The following is a 25,239-nucleotide window of genomic DNA, read 5'->3' on the forward strand; positions in this document are numbered from 1 at the left end:
CTTCTCCCAATGCCCAACCGCCGAAGGAAAATCCGCATGGCCGTGGTGTCGAAACGCATTCCCGTTCCCGATCTGGTCCGCGTTAGGCGCGCGCTCCTGTCCGTCTCCGACAAGACCGGACTGGTCGACTTCGCCAGGGCGCTCGCGGAGCGCGGCGTCGCGCTGGTGTCCACCGGCGGCACACGGACAGCCCTTGCGGAGGCCGGCCTTGGCGTCAGCGACATTTCCGAAGTGACGGGATTTCCCGAGATCATGGACGGGCGCGTCAAGACGCTGCATCCGGCGGTGCACGGTGGCCTGCTGGCGATCCGCGATGACGCCGAGCACACGGCCGCGATGAAGGAACACGGCATCGAGGGTTTCGATCTCGTCTGCGTCAACCTCTATCCCTTCGAGGCAACGGTTGCGAGCGGTGCCGATTTCGCGACCGCCATCGAGAATGTCGACATCGGCGGACCGGCCATGACGCGCGCAGCGGCCAAGAACCACGCCTATGTCACGATGATCAGCGACCCGGCCGACTATGCCGGCGTGGTCGAGGCGATGGACCACAACGAAGGCCAGGTGCCGCTGGAACTGCGCAAGCGTCTGGCGCAAAAGGCGTTCGCGCGCACAGCCGCCTATGACGCGGCGGTCTCCAACTGGTTCGCGGCGGCGATCGACGAGCCGGCGCCGGCGCATGTGGCAATGGGTGGCGCGCTCGCCTCCGTCATGCGCTACGGCGAGAACCCGCACCAGCAGGCGGCCTTCTATACCACCCCGGAGCGGCGCAACGGCGTCGCCACCGCGCGGCAGGTGCAGGGCAAGGCGCTGTCCTACAACAACATCAACGACACGGATGCCGCCTTCGAACTGGTCAGCGAGTTCGACCCGACCGTCTCCGCCGCCGTCGCGATCATCAAGCATGCCAACCCCTGCGGCGTCGCCGTCGGCGACACGCTGCGGGCCGCGTACGAAAACGCGCTTGCCTGCGACCCGGTCTCGGCCTTCGGCGGCATCGTCGCACTCAACCGTCCGCTCGACGCGGACGCGGCCGCTGAGATCGTCAAGATCTTCACCGAGGTGATCATCGCCCCCGACGCCAGTGACGAAGCGATCCGGATCGTGGCGGCGAAGAAGAACCTGCGGCTGCTCGTGACCGGCGGCCTGGCGGACCCGCGCGCGGGCGGACGGATCGTCAAGTCGGTGGCCGGCGGCCTGCTGGTCCAGGACCGCGACACCGGCATCGTCGACGATCTCGACCTCAAGGTGGTGACCAGGCGCCAGCCGTCAGCTCAGGAACTGGCCGACCTCAAGTTCGCCTTTCGCGTTGCCAAACACGTGAAGTCCAACGCCATCGTCTACGTGAAGGACGGCGCGACAGCCGGCATCGGGGCGGGCCAGATGAGCCGCATCGACAGCGCGCGCATCGCCGCCCAGAAGGCGCAGGACGCCGCCGAGACCGCCGGCTGGGACGCACCGCGCACGCAGGGATCGGCGGTCGCCTCCGATGCCTTCTTCCCCTTCGCCGACGGTCTGCTTGCCGCAGCGCGCGCCGGTGCCACCGCCGTAATCCAGCCGGGTGGGTCGATGCGCGATCCCGACGTCATCGCCGCCGCCGACGAAGCGGGGCTCGCCATGGTCTTCACCGGGATGCGGCACTTCCGCCACTAACCGGTTCGACCATCCGCCAGGGCGAACGAAACGGGGTTTGCGTGACGTGCTTTGATTTTGCCCACCGCGCACCCCACATAACCCTGTATCCGCGATGCTTGACGCGAAAGGGGTAGGCTAATGGCGGCCAGCTATGAAAACTTCGGGATCGATCCGGAATATCTGGGACCCGAGGAGGAGCGCGAGGAAAAGGTCCGCACACGCATTTTCAAGGTCGCCCGCAAGGCCGCAGGTCAGATCCCTTTCATGGAAGACGTGATTGCTGCCTATTATTGCGCCCTTGATCCGGCAACGCCCGCCCGGGTGCGCGGCGCGATCCTTGCGGCTCTTGCCTATTTCGTCATGCCGCTCGACATGATCCCGGACATGCTGCTCGGCGTCGGGTTCACCGACGATGCGAGCGTGCTTCTGGGCGTTCTGGCGATGGTGCGCGCCCACGTCCGTGACGAGCATCTCGAAGCCGCCCGCAGCGCCCTCGACCCATCCCGCGGCAACACCGGGAAAGACACATCCTGACGGCTTTGCGACGGCGGCGCGACGCTCAGTCGCCGGCGTCGGGTCTGTCGGCCTGAGCGGAACGCGAACCCTGCCAGCATCCGGCCTGACGGCCTGCCAGCAGCCAGTAGACGAACCCGCCCACGAAACCCGCCGCAAGCACCACGAGACTTCCTTTCGGAAGGCCCGACGACGCCTGACCGCCAGTGTCCTGCATGGCCCAAATCCCGAGAGCGATCAGGCCGCCGGCGGCGAGATGAAAAACAACGCCGCGAAGCCTGAAGACCTCTGACACACACACTGCAAGAAGCGCCGGCACGAACGACAATCCGCCGATAACACTCGCCCCGACGAGCCCGGCACCGACAGCAGCGCCGACATCGGCCGGATGGGCATTTCCCGTCCAGGCCTGAAACAGGCCGAACGCCAGGAAGAACCCCGCCGCGACAAACGCGAGTATCATCGCGATCACGACGCGAATCGCCTGGGAAAAGACTGCGGCGGCATTGATCATGTCGCTCACGCACCCGGCCCGGCGGGAGCGCTTTCGAGCGCGACCCTGTCGCGGGCGCGCATGCGCTCGGATTCCGACTTGAGCTGACCGCAGGCGGCGAAGATATCCCGCCCGCGCGGGGTGCGGATCGGCGAGGCATAGCCGGCGTTGTTTACCACATCGGCAAAGGCCTCGATCTGCTCCCAGTCGGAACATTCATGACCCGAGCCCGGCCATGGATTGAACGGGATCAGGTTGATCTTGGCCGGAATGCCCCTGAGAAGCTGCACCAGCTTGCGCGCGTCGGCCAGGCTGTCGTTCACGCCCTTGAGCATCACATATTCGAAGGTGATCCGCCGGGCGTTGTTCAGTCCCGGGTAGGCCCGACAGGCATCGAGCAACGCGGCGATGTTCCACTTCTTGTTGATCGGCACCAGTTCGTCGCGCAATTCATCGCGAACCGCATGCAACGAAATCGCCAGCATGCAGCCGATTTCCGCGCCCGTGCGCGCGATTTCCGGAACGATACCCGAGGTCGACAGCGTTATGCGACGCTTGGACAGCGACAGGCCATCACCATCGGACGCGATCAGCAGCGCCTTCTTGACGTTGTCGAAATTGTAGAGCGGCTCGCCCATGCCCATCATGACGATGTTGGTGACAAGCCGGCCTTCGCTCGGCACCGCCGCATCCGCAGGCGTCTCGCCGCGCGGAAAATCGCCGAGGCGGTCGCGCGCGATCAGGATCTGCGAGAGGATTTCCTCCGCCGTGAGATTGCGCACCAGACGCTGCGTGCCGGTGTGGCAGAAGCTGCAGGTCAGGGTACAGCCGACCTGAGAGGAGACGCAAAGCGTCCCCCGGCCTTCTTCCGGGATATAGACCGTCTCGATCTCGACCGGACGTCCGGCGCCGCGCGGGGGAAAGCGGAACAGCCACTTGCGCGTACCGTCGTTGGAGATCTGCTCGGAGACGATCTCTGGACGCGCAATGGTGAAGGCATCGCCGAGCTGTGCTCGCAAATCCTTTGAAACGTTGAGCATGTCCGCGAAATCGGACACGCCGCGCACATACATCCAGTGCCACATCTGGGCAACCCGCATGCGCAGCTGGCGCTCGGGAACGCCAATGCCGGCAAGCGCCTCGGCCAGCTCGTCCCGGTCGAGTCCGATCAGTGTCGGTTTTTCAGCAGGCTTCGTCGTCGTGGCGGGAGCGGCCGCATTGCCGCGCCGCTTTTCGGGGCCGTCGATGTCGATCACGCTCATGATCCGGTTTCCAAAGGTTTGCGCGTCTTCAGGGTCCGGCGCGACAACGGCGCCGGGAGACCATGCAGCTGCAGGGTCACATCCATCCTGTCGAAGCCTAGCACGCCAGGCACCCGAGGTGCCCTGGAACGGAAAGGCCTTCGCCAACGCCGAAAGGCGGTGGCCTGAGCCACCGCCTTTCAACAGGACGTCTAGATATACGTCATCGCGAACAAATGCGAGTCCGATCGCCCGGACGCGCACCGTCGATGCTATTTACAAGACGAGTCCGCGGACCCGATCGCCGCCGTTACGCCGGACAGCGAGTAGGTGTAGGTCGTCTGCGTGCCGCGCGCGGAAACGCCCGACACGACCATTTCCCGACCGGCCTTCATGGCGGAAACGAGCTTGCGCTCCTCCGCCGGATTGGCCATCCAGGCGCCATCCTTCTTGGTGAACATCGTGAACTTCTGCCCGTCGACATCGACGGAAACAGACGATTGTTCCTTGAAGGAATAGCCAACGATCACGCTCGGCTCATTGTCGACGTTCTCGCCCGGGCGATTCGACACGAAGAAGAACACATCTCCGTGATTTCGATCGCTCGGCGCGAGTTTTGTGGGTTTCGAAAGCGCGTAGCAAACCTTTCCCTTGGCTCCGCCGTAGGAATAGGTCGCCCATGCGCTGTGCTGGCCGATCAGAGCCGGCGTCTGCGCCAGCGCTGCCGCGCTCGTCAAAACAAGCGCAAGAAGGGCCGGAATTAGCGTTCGTGCCTGCATCATCTCCTAACCGCTACTGCTCCCGTTGGATTTGGGTAAAACTTGCCAGGTTGGGATTACCTTGTCTTAAGGTTATCGCGCCGCAAGTTACGAAAGGGTTGATAGACGCTCACCAGAGTGTGGTCCCGCAAATGAAATCGTCGTGGCGTGAGGTGGATCGCGCCTCGTCTTCGTCTCGAAAGGCTTGAAAATGAACCACATTTCCTGCGCTTCCGCTTCTTGACGAGGAGCAATCCGATCAATTCCGGCGGTCAGAAAATGACGTTACGCCGCCTCGTCGGCGCGTTTGACCGGGCAACCTGCCCGCTTCGAACGCCCGTCCTTGCGGCCTATGGCCATTTCCCACACCGTATCAGCCTGGCTTACGGACCCGCACCCGATCGTGGCGCGACCTGCAAAACCCGATATGATCATGATGGGGAGCACGCTGCCTGTACAAATCGGGCGAGAGTGTGACATCACCCAAAAAGCGGGAAAAACCAAAACGCTATTGACGGATGCCGTCAAGGCGGGCTGTTGTGCCTGCAGGGATCAGGGCACGGTCGTGTGGTGATCGAGGCAACTTTCCAGGCGCCGGTGACGACACCCAACGCACCCCTCCTTTCGGGTGCGCATGCAGGAACGGAAAACGAAAAACAATGTGGAACACTGCCGACCAGCTTCCATGGACGGGTGAGGCCGCATAGACCGTGGCAAAGCCCGATCCTCTGACAGATCTTATCCGCCGCGTTGCCGAACAACGCGACAAGACCGCCTTTGCCGCGCTTTTCGATCACTTCGCGCCACGCCTGAAGTCCTATCTGGTGCGCCTGGGGGCCGATGCCGCGTCTGCCGAGGAACTGACACAGGAAGTGATGATCACCCTGTGGCGCAAGGCGCATCTCTTCGACGCAAGCCGGGCCACCGCGGCTACCTGGCTTTTCCGTATCGCCCGCAACCGGCGGATCGACGCGTTGCGGCGCGACCGCTCGGCCCTGCTCGACAAGGAAGACCCAAGCCTGAGGCCTGCAGCCCCCGAAGACCAGGACGACGAGCTCGATGCACGACTGCGCGAGGATCGCGTCCGCGAGGCACTTGCCTCGCTTCCGGAGGAACAGGCAGACCTCATTCGTCGCGCATTCTTCTCGGGGTTGTCGCACAGCCAGATCGCCGAGGACACCGGCCTGCCGCTCGGAACCGTAAAATCACGCATTCGCCTCGCCTTTGGCCGGCTGAGACGCATTCTGGAAGACGACGAAGCGATCGACACCGACTGACGCGCAGCCCGCGCGCACCGCAGCAGCGCCCGTGCACCAAGCAAAAGGGCCGCCGGCAGACACCGCGGCCCTTTGTTCATTCAACCAACCTTTTGATTTATCATCGCTTTATGACGAAACGCCAAGAATTCGGCAGATCTCGTCGAGCTGTTCGAGGGACGCATAGCGGATCTTGAGTTCGCCTGTGCCCTTGTCCTGCTTGTGCGCGATGGCGATCTTCAGACCGAGCGTATCGGTCAGCCGCTTTTCGAGCGCGCGCGTGTCGGCGTCCTTCTCGGCCTTTTCCGCCTTGCCCTTCGGCCCGGCCTTCTTGGCAAAGGCATCCGGGTCCTGCGCCAGCCGCTCGGCCTCGCGAACGTTCAGTCCCTTTTCGAGGATAAGCTCGGCCAGTGCGGCGGGATCTTCCGCCGTGATCAGCGCACGCGCGTGACCAGCGGTTAAAAGACCCTCGGCAAGGTAGTCCTTGACCGGATTGGGGAGCTTGAGAAGACGCAGCGTGTTGGCCACATGGCTGCGGCTCTTGCCGATGACCTTCGCCAGTTCGCTTTGGCTGTAGGAGAACTCCTGGACGAGCTGATCGTAGCCAAGACCCTCCTCGATCGGATTGAGATCGGCGCGCTGGACGTTCTCGATGATCGCCAGTTCCAGCGCTTCCTGATCGGTGACATCGCGCACCACCACGGGCACGACATGCAGTCCGGCCCGCTGTGCCGCCCGCCAGCGACGCTCGCCGGCGATAATCTCATACGCATTCTCGCGACTGGACACCGGTCGCACGAGGAGGGGCTGGACGATGCCCTTCTCGCGGATGGAGGAGGTAAGATCATCGAGATCCGCCTCGGTAAAGCTCTTGCGCGGGTTGCGCGGGTTGGCGGTCAGGAACTCGATCGGCACACGGCGCGTGTCGCGCGGCGGACGCGGATCCGCGGGCGGCTCGGTCCCCACCTCCCCGATCAGCGCGGCCAGACCCCGCCCGAGCCGCTTCTTCTTTCCACCGTCGTCGTCAGCCATTTCGCTCACTCGTCACCCATGCGCGGTTGCGCTTGTTGTATTTGACCATTTCATTCGTCGCATCGTTGCGCATCCGAATCGGACGCCCCGCATGGCAACCCTCTTACGCGGCCACACCGCGCAAGGCCCGCTCCCGCTGGATGATCTCAGACGCCAGCCGCAGATAGGCCTGACTGCCCGAACATTTCAAATCGTAGAGCAACGCCGGCTTGCCGTAGGATGGCGCTTCCGACACCCGTACATTGCGCGGGATGATCGTCTCATAGACCGCATCCCCCATCGTCTCGCGCACATCCGCGACCACCTGGTTGGAGAGATTGTTGCGGCTGTCGAACATCGTCAGCACGATGCCGTGAATGGACAGTTCCGGGTTCAGCGCCGCCTTCACCTGCTCGACCGTGCTCAGCAACTGGCTGAGACCCTCCAGCGCGAAAAACTCGCACTGCAGCGGCACCAGGATCGAATGGGACGCGGACAGGGCATTGATCGTCAAAAGGTTCAACGAAGGCGGGCAGTCGATCAGCACATAGCTGAAATCAAATCCGCCATCACCCCGTTCACCATGGGCCATCTCGGACACCGCCGAGCGGAGACGATGCGCCCGGTCGGTCCGCGATGCGATTTCCAGTTCGACACCCAGAAGATCCATCGTCGAGGGCGCCACCCACAGACGCGGCACCGCCGTGTCCTGAATCGTTTCGGCAAGGGAACACTCGCCTGTCAGAACATCGTAGGTCGAAAGATCCCGCGCCCGACGATCGATGCCGAGACCCGTGGACGCATTGCCCTGGGGATCGAGATCGACCACAAGCACGCGCTCGCCGATCGCGGCAAGCGCCGTTCCAAGATTGATGGCGGTCGTCGTCTTGCCGACCCCGCCCTTCTGATTGGCCAGCGCCAGAACGCGCGGCGATTGAGGAAGCATGCTCATCCGGGTCTAACCTTTCCCTGTCGCGCCGCAGGGCCGGATCCGCTTGAGTATCAAGAGCCGGCTGTCGGGGTCGATAAGGCTGTTCTGTTCTACCATGTCGAAGTCCCAGGCGTCAGACGCTTGCGTGACCTCATCGCGAAAATTTTTCCCCTTGTGGAAAATTGCCAGCGCGCCGTGGCGCACGAAAGGCTCGGCGAAGCCGCACAAACCCGACAGATCCGCCAGAGCCCGCGCCGACACGGCCTGAATCGGGGAGGATCCGGAAGATGCCAACTCTTCCGCCACGGCTTCGATGCGGTCGGCATGCACCGTCGCGGGACATCCGGTTTCCCGGATCACCGCACGAAGAAAGGCGACCTTGCGCTGATTGCTTTCCACAAGGTGCACATGACCGCGGCCAGCGCTCTCCGCATTCTGCATCAGGGTGATCGCCGTCACCAACCCGGGAAACCCGGCGCCGCTGCCGAGATCGACCCACTGTCGCGCACCCTCGGCCGCCTTGAGCACCTGGAGACTGTCGGCCACATGTCGGCGCCAGACGTCCGGCAATGTGGAGGGCGCAACGAGATTCTGGGCCTTTTGCCAGCGCATCAGGAGATCGACGTAGATCCTCAGTCGCTCTTCTGTTTCACGTGAAACGGGGAAAACATCGTGGAGAACCTGGGGACTGTCTGTGACAGACACGTCTGCGGGTCGGCTCATGCCGCCGCTCCCGGCCGATCCGCGCGTCGCCGGACATGCGACAAGAGCAGGCTCAGCGCCGCCGGCGTCACCCCGTCGATCCGCGCGGCCTGGCCGAGGGTTTCCGGACGCACGGCATCAAGTTTCTGCCGCGCCTCGTTGGACAGCCCGCGCACGGCGGCATAGTCCAGATCCTCCGGCAACACCAGGGCCTCGTCCCGGCGAAGCGCGTCGATGTCCGCCGCCTGTCGCTGGAGATAAACCGCATAGAGCGCGTCGATCGCGACCTGCTCGGCGCTTGTTCGGTTCAGAGCCGCGATCTCGTCCGGCCACAAAGCCGCCAGCCGGTCGAGATCAATATCGGGATAGGACAGCAGCTCGAAAGCGGAGCGGCGCACGCCGTCCTGATTAATCGGCAGGCCGGCCCGGCGTCCAACCTCGGGCGTGGCAGTCAACCCTTCGAGGACCGCGCGGGTCTCGGCAAGAGACGCGCATTTCGTTTCGAAAGCGACTCGACGCAGCGCACCGACACACCCGAGCTCGAGGCCGAGCGGGGTCAGACGCTGATCGGCATTGTCGGCCCTCAGCGACAGACGGTATTCGGCGCGCGAAGTGAACATCCGATACGGTTCCGAAACCCCGCAAGTGACGAGATCGTCGATCATCACACCGATATAGCCCTGGTCGCGACCGAAGACGATTTCCGCACCGCCACCCACGGCCCGCGCGGCATTCAGCCCCGCGACGAGCCCTTGCGCCGCCGCCTCCTCATATCCGGTGGTGCCATTGATCTGGCCTGCGAGGAAGAAACCGGCGACCCGCCGGGTTTCAAGTGTCCGGCGCAATTCGCGCGGATCGATGTGATCGTATTCGATGGCATAGCCGGACTTGATCACCGACACGTTTTCCAGACCCGGAATGGTCTTGAGGAACGCGAGCTGCACATCCTCCGGCAATGAAGTCGAAATCCCGTTCGGATAGACCGTGTGATCATCCAGCCCTTCCGGCTCCAGAAAGATCTGGTGCCCGTCGCGGTCGGCAAAGCGCACGACCTTGTCCTCGATGGACGGGCAATACCGCGGCCCCTGCCCGCTGATATGGCCGGCGTACATCGCGGAGCGCCCGAGGTTCGCCCGGATGATCTCATGCGTTTCCGGCGTCGTGCGGGTGATGTGGCAGGAGATCTGCGGTGTCTCGATGGCGCCCGTCAAGGTGGAGAATGGTTCCGGCTCCGAATCGCCCTTTTGCTCATCGAGCCCCGACCAGTCGATGCTTCGGCCATCGATCCGCGCCGGCGTGCCTGTCTTCAATCGACCAAGCTCGAAGCCGTGCTCGAGCAGCGACGCCGCAAGCCGTCGCGCCGGCGGATCGCCCGCTCGCCCGGCCGGGATCTTGCGGTCGCCGATATGGATTACACCACGCAGGAAGGTTCCCGTGGTCAGGACGACGGCGCCGGCGGACAGCTCCGACCCGTCGGCGAGCCGCACACCCGTCACTCGGCCATCGGACACCAGAAGCTCGGCCGCTTCACCCTCGATGACCTCGAGATTGTCCGTCTCGCGGATCGCGTCCTGCATCGCGGCTCGATAGAGCGCCCGGTCGGCCTGGGCACGGGGCCCGCGGACCGCCGGACCCTTGCGCCGGTTGAGCATGCGGAACTGAATGCCCGCCTTGTCCGCGACCCGCCCCATCAGCCCGTCGAGCGCATCGACCTCACGCACCAAGTGGCCCTTGCCCAGGCCGCCAATCGCCGGATTGCAGGACATCACGCCGACGGTCGCAAAGCTGTGGGTCACCAACGCAGTGCGCGCGCCCATGCGCGCGCTGGCCGCCGCAGCCTCGCAGCCTGCGTGACCGCCACCGATCACGATCACATCCAGACCCGGAACGGCCTGCTGCGATCCCTTCGAACGCATCGCGTCCGCCATTGTCACGTCTCCGATTGCACGGGATGAAGGTGGCCGCCCCTACGGCGTTCACATCACCCTGCTGTCGACCTTGAAGCGATTCCCCGCCCGTTAGAACCGCGGGTCAAGGATGATATCGATGAGCCCCCGATCGCACCGGCGACTAGCCGACCACGAGCGGGCCCCGAAAAACCGCCGACCGCAGAATTCCGTCCCTGATATCCAATCCCCACGGTGCGGTCAAAACAACTTCCGCCAAGTCAGGCCAAAACGACAGCGCAAATATCAGGCTAAATCGACCGGTCACCAGTCTCTGGTCGGGCGTTTGGGTGCGAACACGCGCATCGTTTCGGATGAGTCTTCATTACGGTTTAGAATCGACCTCGATTTTCCGCTGTTTCACGTGAAACGCTCGTTTACTTGCCGATACAAAATTCCGCGAAAATCACATCCAGAAGATCCTCAACCCCGACCCGTCCCGAAATACGTCCGAGTGCATCCGCAGCCGATCTGAGATCCTCGGCGCGCAGTTCGAGCGGTCGATCGGCAGATATCGCCGCCGAAAGCGATTCCCGCGCAACGGCTATCCAGCCACGATGCCGATCCCGCGTGGCCACGGGGTCGGATGACGTTCCGGCGGTGTCACGGGCAAATGAGCCGAGCGACGAAATCAGGGACACCAGCCCGGCCCCCGTTCGCGCCGAAACCCGAAACAAGGAGGCATCGTCATCCTGGATCGCCGCGGACGGTTCCTGCCGCGCAAGGTCGACCTTCGTTTCGATCGTCCAGACAGGCGCAGCCATGTCAGGTGCCGCGTCGCCCTCCTGGTCGGCTTCGTCAGGATCGATCAGCCACAAAACAAGATCGGCATCGGCGGCGCGTTGCAGCGCACGGCGTATCCCCTCGCGCTCGACCTCCCCCTCGGCCTCGCGAATTCCGGCTGTATCGATCAACGTCACGGGATAGCCGGCCAGATCGAGGTGCACCTCGATCACGTCCCGCGTGGTTCCGGCTTCTTCGGTAACGATGGCGACATCGCGCTGCGCGATCGCATTGAGCAGGCTCGACTTGCCGGAGTTGGGCCGACCCAGCAAGGCAACCTGGATGCCCGACCGCAACCGCTCCGCTCCACGAGAGCGGGCGACATGCGCATCGATTTCGTCACGCAATCCTTCGGCCTCCGGCCAGATACGATCCGCAACACTGCCTGGCACATCGTCTTCGTCAGCAAAGTCGAAATCGGCCTCGATCATGGCACGCATCCGAATCAATCGGCGACGCCAGTCGTCATAGACGGCACCCAGCGCTCCGCCCATCTGGGAGACAGCCTGGCGCCGTTGCGCCTCGGTCTCCGCATGTATGAGATCGGCAAGCCCTTCCGCTTCCAGCAAGTCCAACCGGTCGTTGTCGAACGCGCGGCGGGTAAACTCCCCCGCTTCCGCCGCCCGGTAGCCTGGAAGGCGTCCAAGCACCCTCAGCAGTGCGGCCACGACCGCCCGTCCGCCGTGGCACTGGATCTCCGCGACATCCTCTCCGGTAAAGCTCGCAGGACCGGGAAACCACAGCACAAGGCTTGCGTCGATAAGCTCTCCGGTTTCGGGATCATGCAGCCGGGCAAGCGTTGCCTTTCGCGGTTCCGGGAGCCGCCCCATCATCGTTTCGAAGGCGACTCGAGCGTCGCGCCCCGAGACCCGCAGGACCGCGACGCCCGTCGGCAGTCCGCCGCTCGACAAGGCGTAGACCGTGTCCCGCTGCATGCCGTGACCCCTCTGCGCTATCTCTGTCATCAGTGTCCGTTTTCCCTCCGCGAAACCCGCGGTTTCGAAGCTGACTGCACGGCACCGCACGGGATCACCGCCTCCCGGCTTGTTCCTTCGCGCGCGTACGTTACCTTCATGCAGATGGACGGGACGGACCGAGATGTCATCGCCCGTCGCGACCACCTCATTACCGGGAACCCTCATGACCGACAACCGCCTTGCCAATGCCACAAGCCCGTACCTGCTCCAGCACAAGGACAATCCGGTTGCCTGGCGGCCCTGGGGCCCGGAGGCCCTTGCCGAGGCGCGCGATGGCGGCAAGCCGATCTTGCTGTCGGTCGGTTACGCCGCCTGCCACTGGTGCCATGTCATGGCGCATGAAAGTTTCGAGGACCCGGACATCGCGGAAGCAATGAACACCCTCTTCGTCAACATCAAGGTCGACCGCGAGGAACGTCCGGACATCGACCAGATCTACATGAGCGCGCTCCATGCGCTTGGGGAACAGGGCGGCTGGCCGCTGACCATGTTCTTGACCAGCGAAGCGGAGCCGTTCTGGGGCGGCACATATTTTCCGAAGACAGCCCGTTGGGGCAGACCCGGTTTTGGCGATGTTCTCGAGGCCGTGTCGAAAGCCTATCAATCGGATCGCGACCGAATCGACCAGAACTGCGACAGCCTGATGGCGCATCTGCGGGCCACCGCCAACGGATCCGGCTTGGAATCCGGCGGTCAAGCCTTACCACGCGGCCTTGCGACAACCGCGGGTTTGAAGCTTGCGGAGCTAACTGACCCGGTCAATGGCGGGACCAAGGGCGCCCCGAAATTCCCCCAGGCAAGCGTGATGGAGCTGATTTGGCGTGCGAGCCTGCGCTCGGGCAACGCCGATGCGCGCGCCGCCTGCATCCTCTCACTGGAACGCATGAGCAACGGCGGGATCTACGATCACATCGGCGGCGGCCTCTCGCGCTATTCCGTCGACCAGCGTTGGCTCGTTCCCCATTTTGAAAAGATGCTCTACGACAACGCGCAATATCTGTCGCATCTGGCCCTGGTCGGGAGCGCAGATCCCGATCCGGATCATGCCGCATTGTTCCGCCGGCGAATCGACGAGACCGCAGCCTGGATTGAACGGGAAATGGGGGTCGAGGGTGCTTATGCCGCAAGCCTCGATGCCGACACCGAAGGCGAGGAAGGCAAGACTTATGTCTGGACCCCGGGCCAGGTCGCGAACGTTCTCGGAAAAGCCGATGCCGTTGCCTTCAACCGTGTCTACGACATTTCCCCTGCGGGAAATTTCGAGAGCGCGAATATCCCCAACCGCCTGACGCGCACCGACGATCCCGACGATCCGACGGACGAGACCACACTGAGGAGCTGGCGGGAACACCTGCTCGAGGCACGCAACAAACGCGCGCAGCCTGCCCGCGACGACAAGATCCTGGCCGACTGGAACGGGCTCCTGATCGCGGGCCTTGCGCGGGCGGCTGATCCTGTTTCACGTGAATCGCTCCGTAACATGGCGATCGGCGCGTACCGCTTCATCATGGACCGCATGATCACCGACACCGGCCTCGCCCACGCCTTGCGGGCGGACACAATGGTTGCACCAGGGTTCGCGACCGACCACGCCGCCATGATGCTGGCCGCCCTCGCGCTCGCCGAGACATCCCGCAGTTCGAAGGAGACCAATGGCTATGTCCGAGATGCAGAACGTCTGGCAGCCTTCCTCGACCGGCATTACCGGCACGAAACCGGGGGATACTATCTCACGTCCGACCGCGCCGAGGATCTGATCGTACGACCCTACTCCGCAATGGACGAAGCGACCCCGAACGCCAATGCCATGGTGGCCGAAGCGTGTATCCGTCTGTGGCACCTGACTGGTGATAATAGCCACCGCGACACAGCCGATGCGATCTTTACCTCCTTTGCCGAAGCGATCCCGAAAAACGTCTTCGGCACGGCCGGACTCCTGAACGCACTCGATACACTGGAAAACGGTGTGTTGGCGGTGATCGTCACCGAAACCGGCGCGCGGGACACGGCGTTCGATCAGGCACTCCTCGCGCTTGGCGACCCGGCGATTGTCCGCCGAACGATTTCAGCGGAAGACCGCGCCTTCGCAGACGACCACCCGGCGGCAGGCAAGGAAATGAGGGAAAGCCGGCCGACCCTTTACCTTTGCGCGGAAGGGCGCTGCGGCCCCCCCGTCACCGACTGCAGCGGTTTGGCCGGTCACCTTCGCGATCTGCGCGGGCATTGAAACGCTCGCCCGACAATCGATACAAGACATGCGGGCGCAAGGGGTGATCCTCGGGAACTGCCGGGTGTCCGAAAGCCCCAGTCGTATCCTCCGTCATGCCAAGACGCTTCATCACCCGCCGTGAAGGCGCATTAGGGACGGCGGTGAAGGAGATGATCTCCCGAAGCCGGAGGGTTTCGAATCCGAATCGAAGCCACGCCATCGCTGCCTCCGTGGCATAGCCCTGGCCCCAGGCATAACGTGCGAGCCGCCAGCCGATCTCGAGCGTATCGGGCACCGGAACATCGGGCGCCGGACGGTTCAGCCCGACAAACCCCAGAAACGCACCGCTCGCCTTTTCCTCCACGGGCTGGAAGCAGATCCCGTCGGTTTCCGCCTTTTCCATCGCCCGCAGGATCAGCGCATCGCTTTCCTCCCGGCTGAGCGTCGCGGGGAAATAGCGCATTACACAAGGATCGGCATTAAGGGCGGCAAAAGGCGCGCGATCCGCCTCGCGCCAGGGACGCAGGATCAAGCGGTCGGTTTCCAGTGTTACGCCCGTCATATCGCATGTCTCTTATTGTTGCAGAACCGAATCGACCTGATTCACGTGAAACACAACGCAAAACACCCGCAAGCGACCTGCGGGTGTTCCACGTGAATCCGTCGTCGCGCCGGGCGCGACAATCGCGAACAATCAGGTGTTCATGCTGTCGAAGAAATCGTCATTCGACTTGGTCTGGCGCAGCTTGTCGAGCAGGAATTCAATGGCATCTACCGTGCCCATCGGATTGAGGATCCGGCGCAGAACGAACATCTTCTTGAGCTGAACCGGGTCGACCAGAAGCTCTTCCTTGCGGGTGCCGGAGCGCTGAATGTCGATGGCCGGAAACACGCGCTTGTCGGAGATCTTGCGGTCGAGGATGATCTCGGAATTGCCCGTGCCCTTGAACTCCTCGAAGATCACCTCGTCCATGCGGCTGCCGGTATCGATCAGCGCGGTCGCAATAATCGTCAACGACCCGCCCTCTTCGATGTTTCGCGCCGCACCGAAGAAGCGCTTCGGGCGCTGCAGCGCATTGGCATCGACACCGCCGGTCAACACCTTGCCCGAGGACGGAACAACGGTGTTGTAGGCGCGACCGAGGCGCGTGATCGAATCGAGCAGAATGACGACGTCACGGCCGTGCTCAACGAGACGCTTGGCCTTCTCGATGACCATTTCGGCGACCTGGACGTGACGGACCGCCGGTTCGTCGAACGTGGACGACACAACCTCACCGTTGACGGTGCGCTGCATGTCGGTGACTTCTTCCGGCCGCTCATCGATCAGCAGCACGATAAGATAGCATTCCGGATGGTTGGTGGTGATCGCCTTTGCGATGTTCTGGAGGACCACCGTCTTGCCGGTGCGCGGCGGAGCAGTGATCAGCCCACGCTGGCCCTTGCCGAGCGGTGCGACGAGGTCGATGACCCGGGCCGTGAAGTCCTTGCCGTCGGGCAATTCGACTTCCATCTTCAAACGCTCGTCGGGATAGAGCGGCGTCAGATTGTCGAAATGGACCTTGTGACGAGCCTTGTCCGGATCCTCGAAATTGATCTTGTTGACCTTGAGCAGCGCGAAATAGCGCTCCCCGTCCTTCGGGCTGCGAATCTCCCCCTCGACCGTATCGCCGGTACGCAACGAAAAACGTCGGATCTGAGAGGGGGAAATATAAATATCATCCGGCCCGGGAAGATAATTGGCATCGGGCGACCGCAAGAACCCGAAACCGTCCTGAAGCACCTCGACAACGCCCTCGCCGATAATATCGACGTCCTGGGTAGCCAATTGCTTCAATATTGCGAACATCAGCTCCTGCTTGCGCATGGTGCTTGCGTTCTCGACCGCATGTTCCTCCGCGAAGGCAAGAAGTTCGGTCGGCGTCTTGATCTTGAGATCTGAGAGTTTCATTTCCCGCATGGGCTAGGGAGAGTCTTCTTCTGGAGTGAATGGATGCAAACGATCCGCATGCAGCGACAAGGCAAGTGGATCATACGACAGAAAGGTTGGGGATTCCGTGGGTCAAAAGCCGACTTCTCGAAGCGGCCTGATCTCGCAGCGTGTCCGCAAAAGAACCCTGAGACCATACCCAATGGATTTGAGGTTCCCGGAAACTACATTTTTAATCGACCGAGAGCAAGCGCGATTCCGTACTTCCATCGGATTAAATCCCGGAACTATCAGTCTTACACCAGGAAGACCCTGCGGCAGGTGCGAAACACGACCTCAGAACGGTTTGATCACCACCAAAATGACAATCGCGACCATCAGCAAAGTCGGAACTTCATTGATGAAGCGATAATGACGATGGCTGCGTGTGTTCCGGTCGGCCGCAAACACCTTCACGCAGCGCGCGAGATACCCGTGATATCCGCTCATGACCAGGACCAGCGCCAGCTTGGCGTGAAACCAGCCGTCGCGAAAAAAACCGCCCTCAAAAGCGACCCACAACCCGAACACCCAGGTTGCGATCATCGCCGGCGTCATGATCGCCTTGAGCAGGCGCCGCTCCATGACCTTGAAGGTCTCGCTCTGCTGCGTCCTCGTCTCCGTCTCTGCGTGATAGACGAACAATCGCGGCAAATAGAACAGCGCCGCCATCCAGGCGATCACCGACATGATGTGCAGGGCCTTGAGCCAGAGATACAGCATGCGCTCGTCAGCCTCTGGGATCCGGGGTGGCGCGAACCCGTTCGATCATGCGGCGCACATTGTCCGGATCCGCATCCGGCGTCACGCCATGACCGAGGTTGAACACAAGCGGTCCATCGCCGAGGGTCCTGAGGACCTGATCGACACCGTCGTCGAGCGCCTGGCCGCCCGCGACAAGCCGCATGGGATCGAGGTTTCCCTGCACCGGCACCAGCTTTTGCACGTCCTGCGCCAGGTCGGCCGGAACTGTCCAGTCAAGACCGATCGCATCGACACCCGTCTCTGCGATATAGGTCTTCAGCCGCGCGGCCGACGCCTTTGGGAACCCGATGATCTTGGCATCGGGCACCACCGCCTTCACGCCCTTGACGATCGCCTTTGCCGGCGCGATCGACCAACGCGCGAACCCGGCATCGTCGAGAACGCCCGCCCAGGTATCGAACATCTGCACCGCATCCGCTCCCGCCTCGAACTGACGGATCAGATAACGGATCGATGCCGGAACCAGCTGGTCGATAAAGGACTGCATCAGGTCAGGGTCGCGATAGGCGCCGATACGCGCGGCCGTTTGGTCCGGAGTGGTGTGGCCAGCCACAGAATAGCAGGCGACCGTCCAGGGTGCCCCACAAAACCCGAGAAGCGTCGTTTCGTCTGACAACTCCGCCCTCAGCCGGCGAACCGTCTCGATCACCGGATTGAGATGGTCCTCCGCGCGTCCCTGATCGAGCCTGTCGACCAGTTCGGACTTGAGCGGATCGAGCACCGGTCCACGCCCTTCCTCGAAGCGAACGGGGTATCCAAGCGCGTCCGGGACGACGAAAATATCGGAGAACAGGATTGCCGCATCAAAACCGTACCGACGAATGGGCTGAAGGGTCACTTCTGTCGCCAGATCGGTGTCATAGCAAAATTCCAGAAAATTAACCTTCTTTGAACGAACGGCGCGGTATTCAGGAAGGTACCTGCCGGCCTGTCGCATCATCCAGACGGGAGGCGGCCACAGCCGATCTCCTTCGAGCACACGCATGACCCGTCGCGAGCTTGTCTGAGACACGAATAACTCCCTTTAAAAAGAAAAGAATCCTGAATCTGGATTCTGTTGTTTTTGTTTGTCGGTGGACATCCGGGATTGCCGGTTGTCGACACCTCTCCACATGACTCATTCATGGCGAACCTGTCGAGGAGTTTTGCCTGAAAAGAGTCGTGTGCCAACCGGTGACAACCCGGATTCCGACAATTCTTTCAAACCGGTGCGTCATGGTTAACTTCTTGTTAACCTTTGAGTCGTTCGCTCCGTTTCTGGGGACGACGCAAGAACAAGCCGCTTGTCCCCATTCCAGGCAACACTTTCGGATCCGGTTCCCGCGCTCATGTGAATTGTTGATTGTTTCTGCGCTTCGGGCATGGTGAGCGAGCATTCGCCGACTTGTACCCAGGACGGGTACCTTTATGAACATCAAATGCATGACACGGGGATAACAACTTGGGAAAATCCCGTAACTTCTTTCATTTGCACATGGTTTCTGATTCCACCGGCGAGACGTTGATGACGGTGGCCCGGGCGGCGACGGCGCAATATGAAGATGTGCAGGCGATCGAACACGTCTATCCACTGATGCGCGGGCTTCGTCAGCTCGACGATGCGATCGCGGAAATCGAAAACACGCCGGGCATCGTCCTGTACACGCTGGTTGATGCCGAACTGGCCGAGCGGCTGGAAAAGGCGGGCCGTGCACTCGGGATTCCCTGCGTCAATATCCTGTCGCCGGTGTTTTCGGTTTTTCAGTCTTATCTGAACGTGCAATTGACCGGTCGCGTCGGCGGACAGCATGCGCTGGACGCCGACTATTTTCACCGCATCGACGCGCTGAACTTCACGATGATGCACGACGATGGTCAGGTTCCCGATGATCTGGACGACGCCGATGTGGTTCTTCTGGGGGTCAGCCGCACGTCCAAGACACCGACCTGCATCTATCTCGCCAATCGCGGGATCAAGGCTGCGAACATCCCCATTGTTCCTGAGATTCGGCTTCCTTATCAGTTGTACGAAGTGCACCGGGCGATGGTGGTCGCGGTGATTGCATCGGTGGAACGCATACAGCAGGTTCGGCAGAACCGGATCCTGTCTCTCAATGCGGCGAATTTCGCCAATGAAAGCTATGTCGACCGTCGCGCCATTGCCGCGGAAATCGCGGCAACCCGAAAACTCTGCGCCGAACGCGGCTGGCCGGTGATCGATGTCACGCGCCGGTCGATCGAGGAAACCGCCGCCGAAATCATGAGTCTGTACCGGGCACACAAGAACGCTCTGGAACGGCCGCCATCCCCCTGATATGGCCGCAACGAACAGAAATTCTCTGTCGATCCGATCCCTTTTCCTGAAACTCCGGGCCCAGTCATGACCGAAATCGTTCTTGCCAGTGGAAGCCGCATTCGTGGCGAGCTTCTTCGCAACGCCGGCTTGCGCTTCTCCGTCGATCCCGCCGATGTCGATGAGCGCGCTATCGAGGAGCCGCTTTTGCGAAGCGGTTTTTCGCCCGTCGACATCGCCACGGTTCTGGCCGAGGCGAAAGCACAGGCGGTAAGCGAACGGCATTCCGGCGCATTTGTGATCGGCGCCGATCAGGTCCTGGAGTTCGAGGGCGGCCGGCTGACCAAACCGGAGAATATGGAGGCCGCCCGCCGTCAGTTGCTCGCCATGTCGGGCAAGACGCATGCGTTGCATTCGGCTGTCGTGCTAGCGCGCAATGGAGAAACGCTCTGGCGCCATGTCGGAACGGTGCGCCTGAAGATGCGGGATTTCGGCCCGGCCTTCGTCGGGCGCTATCTGGCCCAGGTCGGGGACGCCGCGCTGACCAGCGTCGGCGCCTATCAGTTGGAAGGTCCGGGCGTGCAGCTGTTCGAGACCATCGACGGCGATTATTTTTCCGTTCTCGGACTTCCCCTCCTGCCGCTGCTTGCCAGGCTGCGCGACGAAGGGGCAATCGAGGCATGACCAGACGTGCTGCCATCACCGGATATCCGGTCGCTCATTCGCGCTCGCCGCTCATTCACGGATACTGGCTGAAGCGGCACGGCTTGGACGGCACCTACGAGCGGATAGCGGTCGAACCCGAAACGGCGAAAGCGTTTTATCGCGGTTTCGCGGGTAGCGGACTGATCGGCTGCAACGTCACCGTCCCGCACAAGGAAGTGGCCGCCGCCTGTTGTGATACTCTGGATGACGCGGCACAGGCCATGGGCGCTGCCAACACCCTCTGGCTCGGCGACGGCGGACGACTGATAGGCGCCAATACCGACGGTCTCGGCTTTCTGGGAAACCTCGATCAACATGCACCGGGCTGGGCGGGGCGGTGCGACACAGCGCTTGTGCTTGGTGCCGGCGGCGCCGCGCGCGCGATTGTCTGGGCTCTTGCCTCCCGCGGTGTGGAAAAGGTGCTTGTCGCCAATCGTACGCTGTCGAAAGCCGAGGATTTGGCGAACCGTTTCGCCTCCGTCGCAACAGCCGTTTCCTGGGACTATCTTGCGGATATCCTGGGGAGATCGGATCTTGTGGTGAACACCACGTCGCTTGGCATGGACGGCCAGCCGCCGCTCGATCTGGATCTGTCTCCCCTGCCGGTCGACGCGCTGGTGACCGATATCGTCTATGCGCCGCTGATCACGCCATTGTTGCAGGCCGCGCGCGACCGGGGAAACCCGACGGTCGACGGGTTGGGCATGCTGCTCCACCAGGCGGTTCCGGGCTTTGAACGCTGGTTCGGGGTGCGGCCCGAGGTTGATGATGCCTTGCGCGATCTCATTCTGGCCGATCTGGGGGTCTCCTCGTGATCGTTGTCGGTCTCACAGGGTCCATCGGCATGGGGAAATCGACAACGGCCGCGATGTTCGCGGCCGCGGGTGCGGCCGTTTACGATGCGGATGCCGCAGTTCACGATCTTTATCGCAGTGAAGCTGCGCCGGCGATCGACGCCGCCTTTCCCGGTACCGTGATCGAGGGTGTCGTCGATCGAAAGGCGCTTGGCGCGCGTGTGATTGGCAAGCCGGCGGAAATGAAGCGTCTGGAGGCGATCGTCCACCCGCTTGTTCGCGCCCGGGAGATCGCTTTTCTGGATGCAGCGAAAACCTCCGGCGTGCGCGTCGCCATACTCGATATTCCGCTGCTGTTTGAAACCGGCGGGGAAGCGCGCGTTCATGCCGGTGTCGTCGTCACCGCGGCGGCCCGGGTGCAGCGGGCCCGCGTTCTGGCCCGTCCGGGCATGAGCGAGGAGACGTTTGCCGCAATTCTGGCCAAGCAGATGCCGGATACGGAAAAGCGTCGCCGTGCGCACTTCCTTGTGGACACGGGCCACGGCAAGCCGCATGCCGACCGGACGGTCCGCGCGATTCTGCGCGCCCTTGCTGGTCTTGGCTGAGCAGACCGCTTGCGCCTCACGTGTGGAAAAGCCGGGGATCCCTGGTGGAATGACGTCGTACGGCTTGAGCACCCCGTCTGCCGCGCCAACACTGTGTTCGGTGAGACCGTACCGCCCTGCTGAAACCGGTCCGTTGCCATCAACGAGAAAGCTCTGCCGCCATGCGTCGTGAAATTGCCTTCGATACCGAAACCACGGGGCTCGACCCGCGAAACGGCGACCGTCTCGTCGAGATCGGCGGCGTGGAACTGATCAATCACGTGCCGACGGGTCGCACCTATCACGCCTACCTAAATCCCGAACGCGACATGCCGATCGAGGCGTTCAATGTGCATGGCCTTTCGGCGGAGTTCCTTGCCGACAAGCCAAGGTTTGCAGAAATTGTGAAGGAGTTTCTCGAGTTCGTCGACGATGCGATTCTCGTGATTCACAATGCGGCGTTCGACATGGGCTTCATCAACATGGAACTTGCTCGGATGGATCTGGGTCCGTTTCCGAACGAGCAGGTGCTCGACACGCTGGCGATCGCACGGCGCAAGCATCCCGGATCTCCGGCCTCGCTCGACGCGCTGTGTTCACGCTACGGAATCGACAATTCCCGACGCACCAAGCATGGCGCATTGCTTGATTCCGAGATCCTGGCGGAAGTCTACATCGAACTTATTGGCGGCAAGCAGGCGGGACTTGCGCTGTCGGTGGAAGACGAAGCCGACTATTCCGGATCCGATTCAAGGCGAAAGCGCGCTCCGGCGCGCCCGCGTCCCGAGCCCATGTCTCCGCTCTTGAGCGATTCGGAGATCGAAATGCATCGCGCCTTTGTCTCCGGGATGGGCGAGGCAGCGCTTTGGCGGCGCTACGACGCCGACTGAGCCTTTTGCGTGTCTCTCATCAATGAAAACGCCCGCGAATCGATCCGCAAGCGAATCCTTTCACGGGCGCTAATATGTTTGTGGGCGGTCTTCCGTCGCCTCAAAGCATCGACGGCAGCACGCGGTCCGGCGGACGATGGCCGTCCATGAAGGTCTTGATGTTGATGATCACCTTCTCGCCCATGTCGATGCGGCCCTCGATCGTGGCCGAGCCCATGTGCGGTAGAAGAACCACCTTGTCGGAGGCCACGAGCTTCGGATTCACCGCCGGCTCGTGCTCGAACACGTCAAGGCCGGCGCCGGCGAGTTGGCCGGTTTCCAGCTGGCGGATCAGCGCGGCTTCATCGATCACCTCGCCGCGGGCGGTGTTGACGATATAGGCACCTGGCTTCATCAGTTTCAGCCGGCGGGCGGACAGAAGATGGTAGGTCGCCGGCGTGTGCGGACAATGCACCGACACCACGTCCATGCGCGCCAGCATCTGGTCGAGACTGTCCCAATAGGTCGCCTCGAGCGATTCCTCGATCGTTTCCGGGACGCGGCGGCGATTGTGATAGTGGATCGACATGCCGAAGGCCTTCGCCCGGCGCGCGACGGCCTGGCCGATGCGCCCCATGCCGACGATGCCGAGCCGCTTGCCCCAGATGCGGTGACCCAGCATCCAGGTCGGCGACCAGCCGGACCACTCGCCGTGTTCCATCGCCTTGATGCCTTCCGCGATCCGCCGCGGGACGCCGAGCATCAGGGCCATCGTCATGTCGGCGGTGTCTTCCGTCAGCACGCCGGGCGTGTTGGTGACGGTGATGCCGCGGTTGTTGGCGGTGACAACGTCGATGTTGTCGACACCATTGCCGAAGTTGGCGATCAGTTTGAGGTTCGGACCTGCCTGCGACAGGACGGCGGAATCGATGCGATCCGTGACGGTGGGAACGACAACCTCGGCCGTCTTGACGGCTTCCACCAGTTCCGCCTGGCTGAGCGGTCGATCCGCATCGTTGAGCCGGGTCTCGAAGAGTTCGCGCATGCGCGTCTCGACGACATCCGGCAACTTGCGAGTCACGACGACCAGCGGCTTCTTCTTCGGCATGCTCCTCGCCTTCCGCGCTTTATTGAGGGGTCCTTAACCCTGAATCCTCCACAGTGTGCCCTTTCCTGACAGGGCAGCACAAAGCTGTCGTTCTCCTTACCAGATGGTCCGGTCAAAACAAGGGATTGCAGCCGATTGATTTTGGCACAGTCCCGACCGCTTTTGGGAGATGACCTGTCGACATGCCATCAAAATGTGCGATTCGGACGGTGTTGGTAGGGGTGAACAGCGCGCATCTTGGAGAAAGGAGCGATTGAAATGATATCTCACCCGGCCGGCAGGATCGGCCTCGTGTCCCTTCTCGCGTTCTTTCTCGTGGCGGCCGTTGCCGGCGGTTCGTCCCTGGCCCAGTCGGGAACGACCGGTGCCAGCGGCTTCCCGGTGCCGCGGTTCGTCAGCCTGAAGTCGGATCGGGTCAACGTGCGCGTCGGTCCGAGCCGGGATCATCGCATCGGCTGGACCTTCGTTCGCGCCGGGCTACCGGTCGAAATCGTTCAGGAATTCGAGAACTGGCGCCGGATCCGCGATTGGGAGGGATCGGAAGGCTGGGTGTTTCACTCGCTCTTGACAGGTCGGCGCACGGCTTTGGTCACTCCCTGGGAAAGCGACATGATCACGCCGCTCAGGGAAGACCCGCGGTCGGACGCACGCGTCGTGGCGAAACTTTCCCCCAAGGTCCTGAGCGAGGTTGGCCAGTGCGGGCAAGGCTGGTGCGAGGTGTCGGGCAACGGATTTGCCGGCTGGATCGACCAGACCCGACTGTTCGGCGTGTATCCGGATGAAACCGTGGAATGAGCGAGGGGCGTATCGCCTGGTCGTTTGAAACGATGCGGGTCCGATCCCGCATCGTCTTGGGTCTTTTCAAGCGGATCGTCTCGAAGTCAGACGTCTTCGATGACTTTCTGGGCCCGGGCTTCCTGGGTTTTCAACGCATCGAGACGTGGCATCGAAACCGTGCTGAAGCCGGAATCGACGAAGTGGATCTCGCCGGTGACACCCGATGAGAGATCCGACAGCAGATAGAGCGCGGATCCGCCGACCTCGTAGTGCGTGACGGTGCGTCCGAGCGGTGCATTCTGCTTCTGGTAATTGAACATCACCCGTGCATCGGAGACGCCGGATCCCGCCAATGTGCGCACCGGTCCCGCCGAAATCGCGTTGACGCGAATGTTGTCCAGACCGAAATCCATCGCCAGGTAGCGGACGGAGGATTCCAGCGCCGCCTTGGCCACACCCATCACATTGTAGTTCGGCATCACCTGGTTGGAGCCGCCGTAGGTCAGCGTCACCATCGAGCCGCCCTCGTTCATTATCGCGGCCGCGCGTTTGGCGACCTCGGTGAAGGAGAAGCAGGAAACCACCATGGTGCGGGTGAAGTTCTCGCGCGAGGTGTCGGCGTAGCGTCCGCGCAGCTCCGACTTGTCGGAAAACGCGATGGCGTGCACCAGAAAATCGATCGTGCCCCACTCTTTCTTGAGCGTGTCGAAAACGGCATCGACCGTGTCGATGTCTTCCACATCGCAGGGCAGCAGCAGATCCGCTCCGACGCTGTCGGCAAGTGGTTTGACCCGTCGACCGAAATTCTCGCCCTGATAGGTAAACGCAAGTTCGGCCCCGTGGTCGGCAAGTGTCTTGGCGATGCCCCAAGCAATGGAGTGATCGTTGGCAACTCCCATCACCAGGCCGCGTTTGCCTTTCATGATACCCGACATTCTGGC

At 62.4% G+C, this 25,239-nt stretch carries 24 protein-coding genes; 10 read left to right on the forward strand and 14 right to left on the reverse strand.

Annotated elements, in window-relative coordinates; genetic code table 11:
• Positions 1-36 precede the first annotated feature (36 nt).
• Both purH and BLU32_RS17800 read left to right on the forward strand, forming a co-directional pair.
• A complete protein-coding gene (purH, locus tag BLU32_RS17795; protein ID WP_093809159.1) occupies positions 37-1,653 on the forward strand; it encodes a bifunctional phosphoribosylaminoimidazolecarboxamide formyltransferase/IMP cyclohydrolase in 1,617 nt (538 codons plus the stop codon).
• A 120-nt stretch (positions 1,654-1,773) separates the two neighbouring features.
• Entirely contained in the window at positions 1,774-2,169 is a 396-nt protein-coding gene (locus BLU32_RS17800; protein ID WP_093809161.1) for a YkvA family protein, read from the forward strand.
• Between the two features lie 25 nt (positions 2,170-2,194).
• Here the strand turns inward: BLU32_RS17800 and BLU32_RS17805 are convergent, their stop codons facing one another.
• From BLU32_RS17805 to BLU32_RS17815, 3 genes are all read right to left on the reverse strand, one after another.
• Positions 2,195-2,671: a hypothetical protein gene (locus tag BLU32_RS17805; RefSeq protein WP_093809163.1), complete on the reverse strand. Its 477-nt coding sequence runs from the start codon at positions 2,669-2,671 to the stop codon at positions 2,195-2,197.
• The gene (rlmN, locus tag BLU32_RS17810; RefSeq protein WP_093809165.1) at positions 2,668-3,903 is read right to left on the reverse strand and encodes a 23S rRNA (adenine(2503)-C(2))-methyltransferase RlmN; all 1,236 of its coding nucleotides are present in this window, start codon (positions 3,901-3,903) and stop codon (positions 2,668-2,670) included. Before rlmN ends, BLU32_RS17805 begins: the two co-directional genes overlap by 4 nt.
• 251 nt (positions 3,904-4,154) lie before the next feature.
• Positions 4,155-4,664 carry an invasion associated locus B family protein gene (locus tag BLU32_RS17815; RefSeq protein ID WP_197673635.1) on the reverse strand — a complete coding sequence of 170 codons (510 nt, stop codon included), beginning with the start codon at positions 4,662-4,664 and terminating at the stop codon, positions 4,155-4,157.
• A 686-nt stretch (positions 4,665-5,350) separates the two neighbouring features.
• On the opposite strand from BLU32_RS17815, the gene BLU32_RS17820 reads away from it, so the two are divergent.
• On the forward strand, positions 5,351-5,917 hold the full coding sequence (locus tag BLU32_RS17820) for a sigma-70 family RNA polymerase sigma factor (RefSeq protein ID WP_093809167.1): 567 nt from the start codon (positions 5,351-5,353) through the stop codon (positions 5,915-5,917).
• Positions 5,918-6,025: 108 nt separating this feature from the next.
• On the opposite strand, the gene BLU32_RS17825 is transcribed toward BLU32_RS17820, so the two are convergent.
• The 5 genes from BLU32_RS17825 to mnmE form a co-directional block, all read right to left on the reverse strand.
• A complete protein-coding gene (locus BLU32_RS17825) occupies positions 6,026-6,928 on the reverse strand; it encodes a ParB/RepB/Spo0J family partition protein (RefSeq protein ID WP_093809169.1) in 903 nt (300 codons plus the stop codon).
• A gap of 103 nt (positions 6,929-7,031) precedes the next feature.
• On the reverse strand, positions 7,032-7,859 hold the full coding sequence (locus tag BLU32_RS17830; protein WP_093809171.1) for a ParA family protein: 828 nt from the start codon (positions 7,857-7,859) through the stop codon (positions 7,032-7,034).
• Between the two features lie 6 nt (positions 7,860-7,865).
• Positions 7,866-8,561 (reverse strand): 16S rRNA (guanine(527)-N(7))-methyltransferase RsmG, encoded by a 696-nt coding sequence (rsmG, locus tag BLU32_RS17835; protein WP_093809173.1) that lies wholly within the window; start codon positions 8,559-8,561, stop codon positions 7,866-7,868.
• Positions 8,558-10,468, reverse strand: coding sequence for a tRNA uridine-5-carboxymethylaminomethyl(34) synthesis enzyme MnmG (mnmG, locus tag BLU32_RS17840; protein ID WP_244501733.1), 1,911 nt, complete (start codon positions 10,466-10,468; stop codon positions 8,558-8,560). Before mnmG ends, rsmG begins: the two co-directional genes overlap by 4 nt.
• A 395-nt stretch (positions 10,469-10,863) precedes the next feature.
• Positions 10,864-12,234, reverse strand: coding sequence for a tRNA uridine-5-carboxymethylaminomethyl(34) synthesis GTPase MnmE (gene mnmE / locus BLU32_RS17845; protein ID WP_371326937.1), 1,371 nt, complete (start codon positions 12,232-12,234; stop codon positions 10,864-10,866).
• A 133-nt stretch (positions 12,235-12,367) separates the two neighbouring features.
• Between mnmE and BLU32_RS17850 the strand changes: the two genes are divergently transcribed.
• Complete coding sequence (locus BLU32_RS17850) at positions 12,368-14,473, forward strand: thioredoxin domain-containing protein (RefSeq protein ID WP_244501734.1); 2,106 nt, start codon at positions 12,368-12,370, stop codon at positions 14,471-14,473.
• On the opposite strand, the gene BLU32_RS17855 is transcribed toward BLU32_RS17850, so the two are convergent.
• The 4 genes from BLU32_RS17855 to hemE form a co-directional block, all read right to left on the reverse strand.
• Positions 14,421-15,017, reverse strand: coding sequence for a GNAT family N-acetyltransferase (locus BLU32_RS17855; protein WP_093809179.1), 597 nt, complete (start codon positions 15,015-15,017; stop codon positions 14,421-14,423). The genes BLU32_RS17850 and BLU32_RS17855 overlap by 53 nt on opposite strands.
• A 132-nt stretch (positions 15,018-15,149) precedes the next feature.
• On the reverse strand, positions 15,150-16,415 hold the full coding sequence (gene rho / locus BLU32_RS17860; RefSeq protein ID WP_093809181.1) for a transcription termination factor Rho: 1,266 nt from the start codon (positions 16,413-16,415) through the stop codon (positions 15,150-15,152).
• A gap of 306 nt (positions 16,416-16,721) precedes the next feature.
• Complete coding sequence (hemJ, locus tag BLU32_RS17865; protein WP_093809183.1) at positions 16,722-17,147, reverse strand: protoporphyrinogen oxidase HemJ; 426 nt, start codon at positions 17,145-17,147, stop codon at positions 16,722-16,724.
• A gap of 7 nt (positions 17,148-17,154) precedes the next feature.
• The gene (hemE, locus tag BLU32_RS17870) at positions 17,155-18,201 is read right to left on the reverse strand and encodes a uroporphyrinogen decarboxylase (protein WP_256371423.1); all 1,047 of its coding nucleotides are present in this window, start codon (positions 18,199-18,201) and stop codon (positions 17,155-17,157) included.
• 429 nt (positions 18,202-18,630) lie between these two features.
• On the opposite strand from hemE, the gene BLU32_RS17875 reads away from it, so the two are divergent.
• The 5 genes from BLU32_RS17875 (at position 18,631) to dnaQ (ending at position 22,434) form a co-directional block, all read left to right on the forward strand.
• Complete coding sequence (locus BLU32_RS17875; RefSeq protein WP_093809187.1) at positions 18,631-19,482, forward strand: pyruvate, water dikinase regulatory protein; 852 nt, start codon at positions 18,631-18,633, stop codon at positions 19,480-19,482.
• A gap of 66 nt (positions 19,483-19,548) precedes the next feature.
• Complete coding sequence (locus BLU32_RS17880; RefSeq protein WP_093809189.1) at positions 19,549-20,145, forward strand: Maf-like protein; 597 nt, start codon at positions 19,549-19,551, stop codon at positions 20,143-20,145.
• The gene (locus tag BLU32_RS17885; RefSeq protein WP_093809191.1) at positions 20,142-20,981 is read left to right on the forward strand and encodes a shikimate dehydrogenase; all 840 of its coding nucleotides are present in this window, start codon (positions 20,142-20,144) and stop codon (positions 20,979-20,981) included. The genes BLU32_RS17880 and BLU32_RS17885 overlap by 4 nt, the downstream gene beginning before the upstream one ends.
• The gene (coaE, locus tag BLU32_RS17890; RefSeq protein WP_093809193.1) at positions 20,978-21,565 is read left to right on the forward strand and encodes a dephospho-CoA kinase; all 588 of its coding nucleotides are present in this window, start codon (positions 20,978-20,980) and stop codon (positions 21,563-21,565) included. Before BLU32_RS17885 ends, coaE begins: the two co-directional genes overlap by 4 nt.
• Before the next feature lie 161 nt (positions 21,566-21,726).
• Positions 21,727-22,434: a DNA polymerase III subunit epsilon gene (gene dnaQ / locus BLU32_RS17895; protein ID WP_093809195.1), complete on the forward strand. Its 708-nt coding sequence runs from the start codon at positions 21,727-21,729 to the stop codon at positions 22,432-22,434.
• A gap of 100 nt (positions 22,435-22,534) precedes the next feature.
• On the opposite strand, the gene BLU32_RS17900 is transcribed toward dnaQ, so the two are convergent.
• Positions 22,535-23,521, reverse strand: a complete 987-nt coding sequence (locus BLU32_RS17900) for a D-glycerate dehydrogenase (protein WP_093809197.1) — start codon at positions 23,519-23,521, stop codon at positions 22,535-22,537.
• Positions 23,522-23,779: 258 nt separating this feature from the next.
• Here BLU32_RS17900 and BLU32_RS17905 point away from each other — a divergent pair, with 258 nt between their 5' ends.
• The gene (locus BLU32_RS17905; RefSeq protein ID WP_093809199.1) at positions 23,780-24,316 is read left to right on the forward strand and encodes an SH3 domain-containing protein; all 537 of its coding nucleotides are present in this window, start codon (positions 23,780-23,782) and stop codon (positions 24,314-24,316) included.
• 86 nt (positions 24,317-24,402) lie between these two features.
• Here the strand turns inward: BLU32_RS17905 and fabI are convergent, their stop codons facing one another.
• Positions 24,403-25,233, reverse strand: coding sequence for an enoyl-ACP reductase FabI (gene fabI, locus BLU32_RS17910; protein ID WP_093809201.1), 831 nt, complete (start codon positions 25,231-25,233; stop codon positions 24,403-24,405).
• Positions 25,234-25,239: the final 6 nt, after the last annotated feature.

The sequence above is a fragment of the Stappia sp. ES.058 genome, assembly GCF_900105595.1.
Lineage (GTDB): Bacteria > Pseudomonadota > Alphaproteobacteria > Rhizobiales > Stappiaceae > Stappia.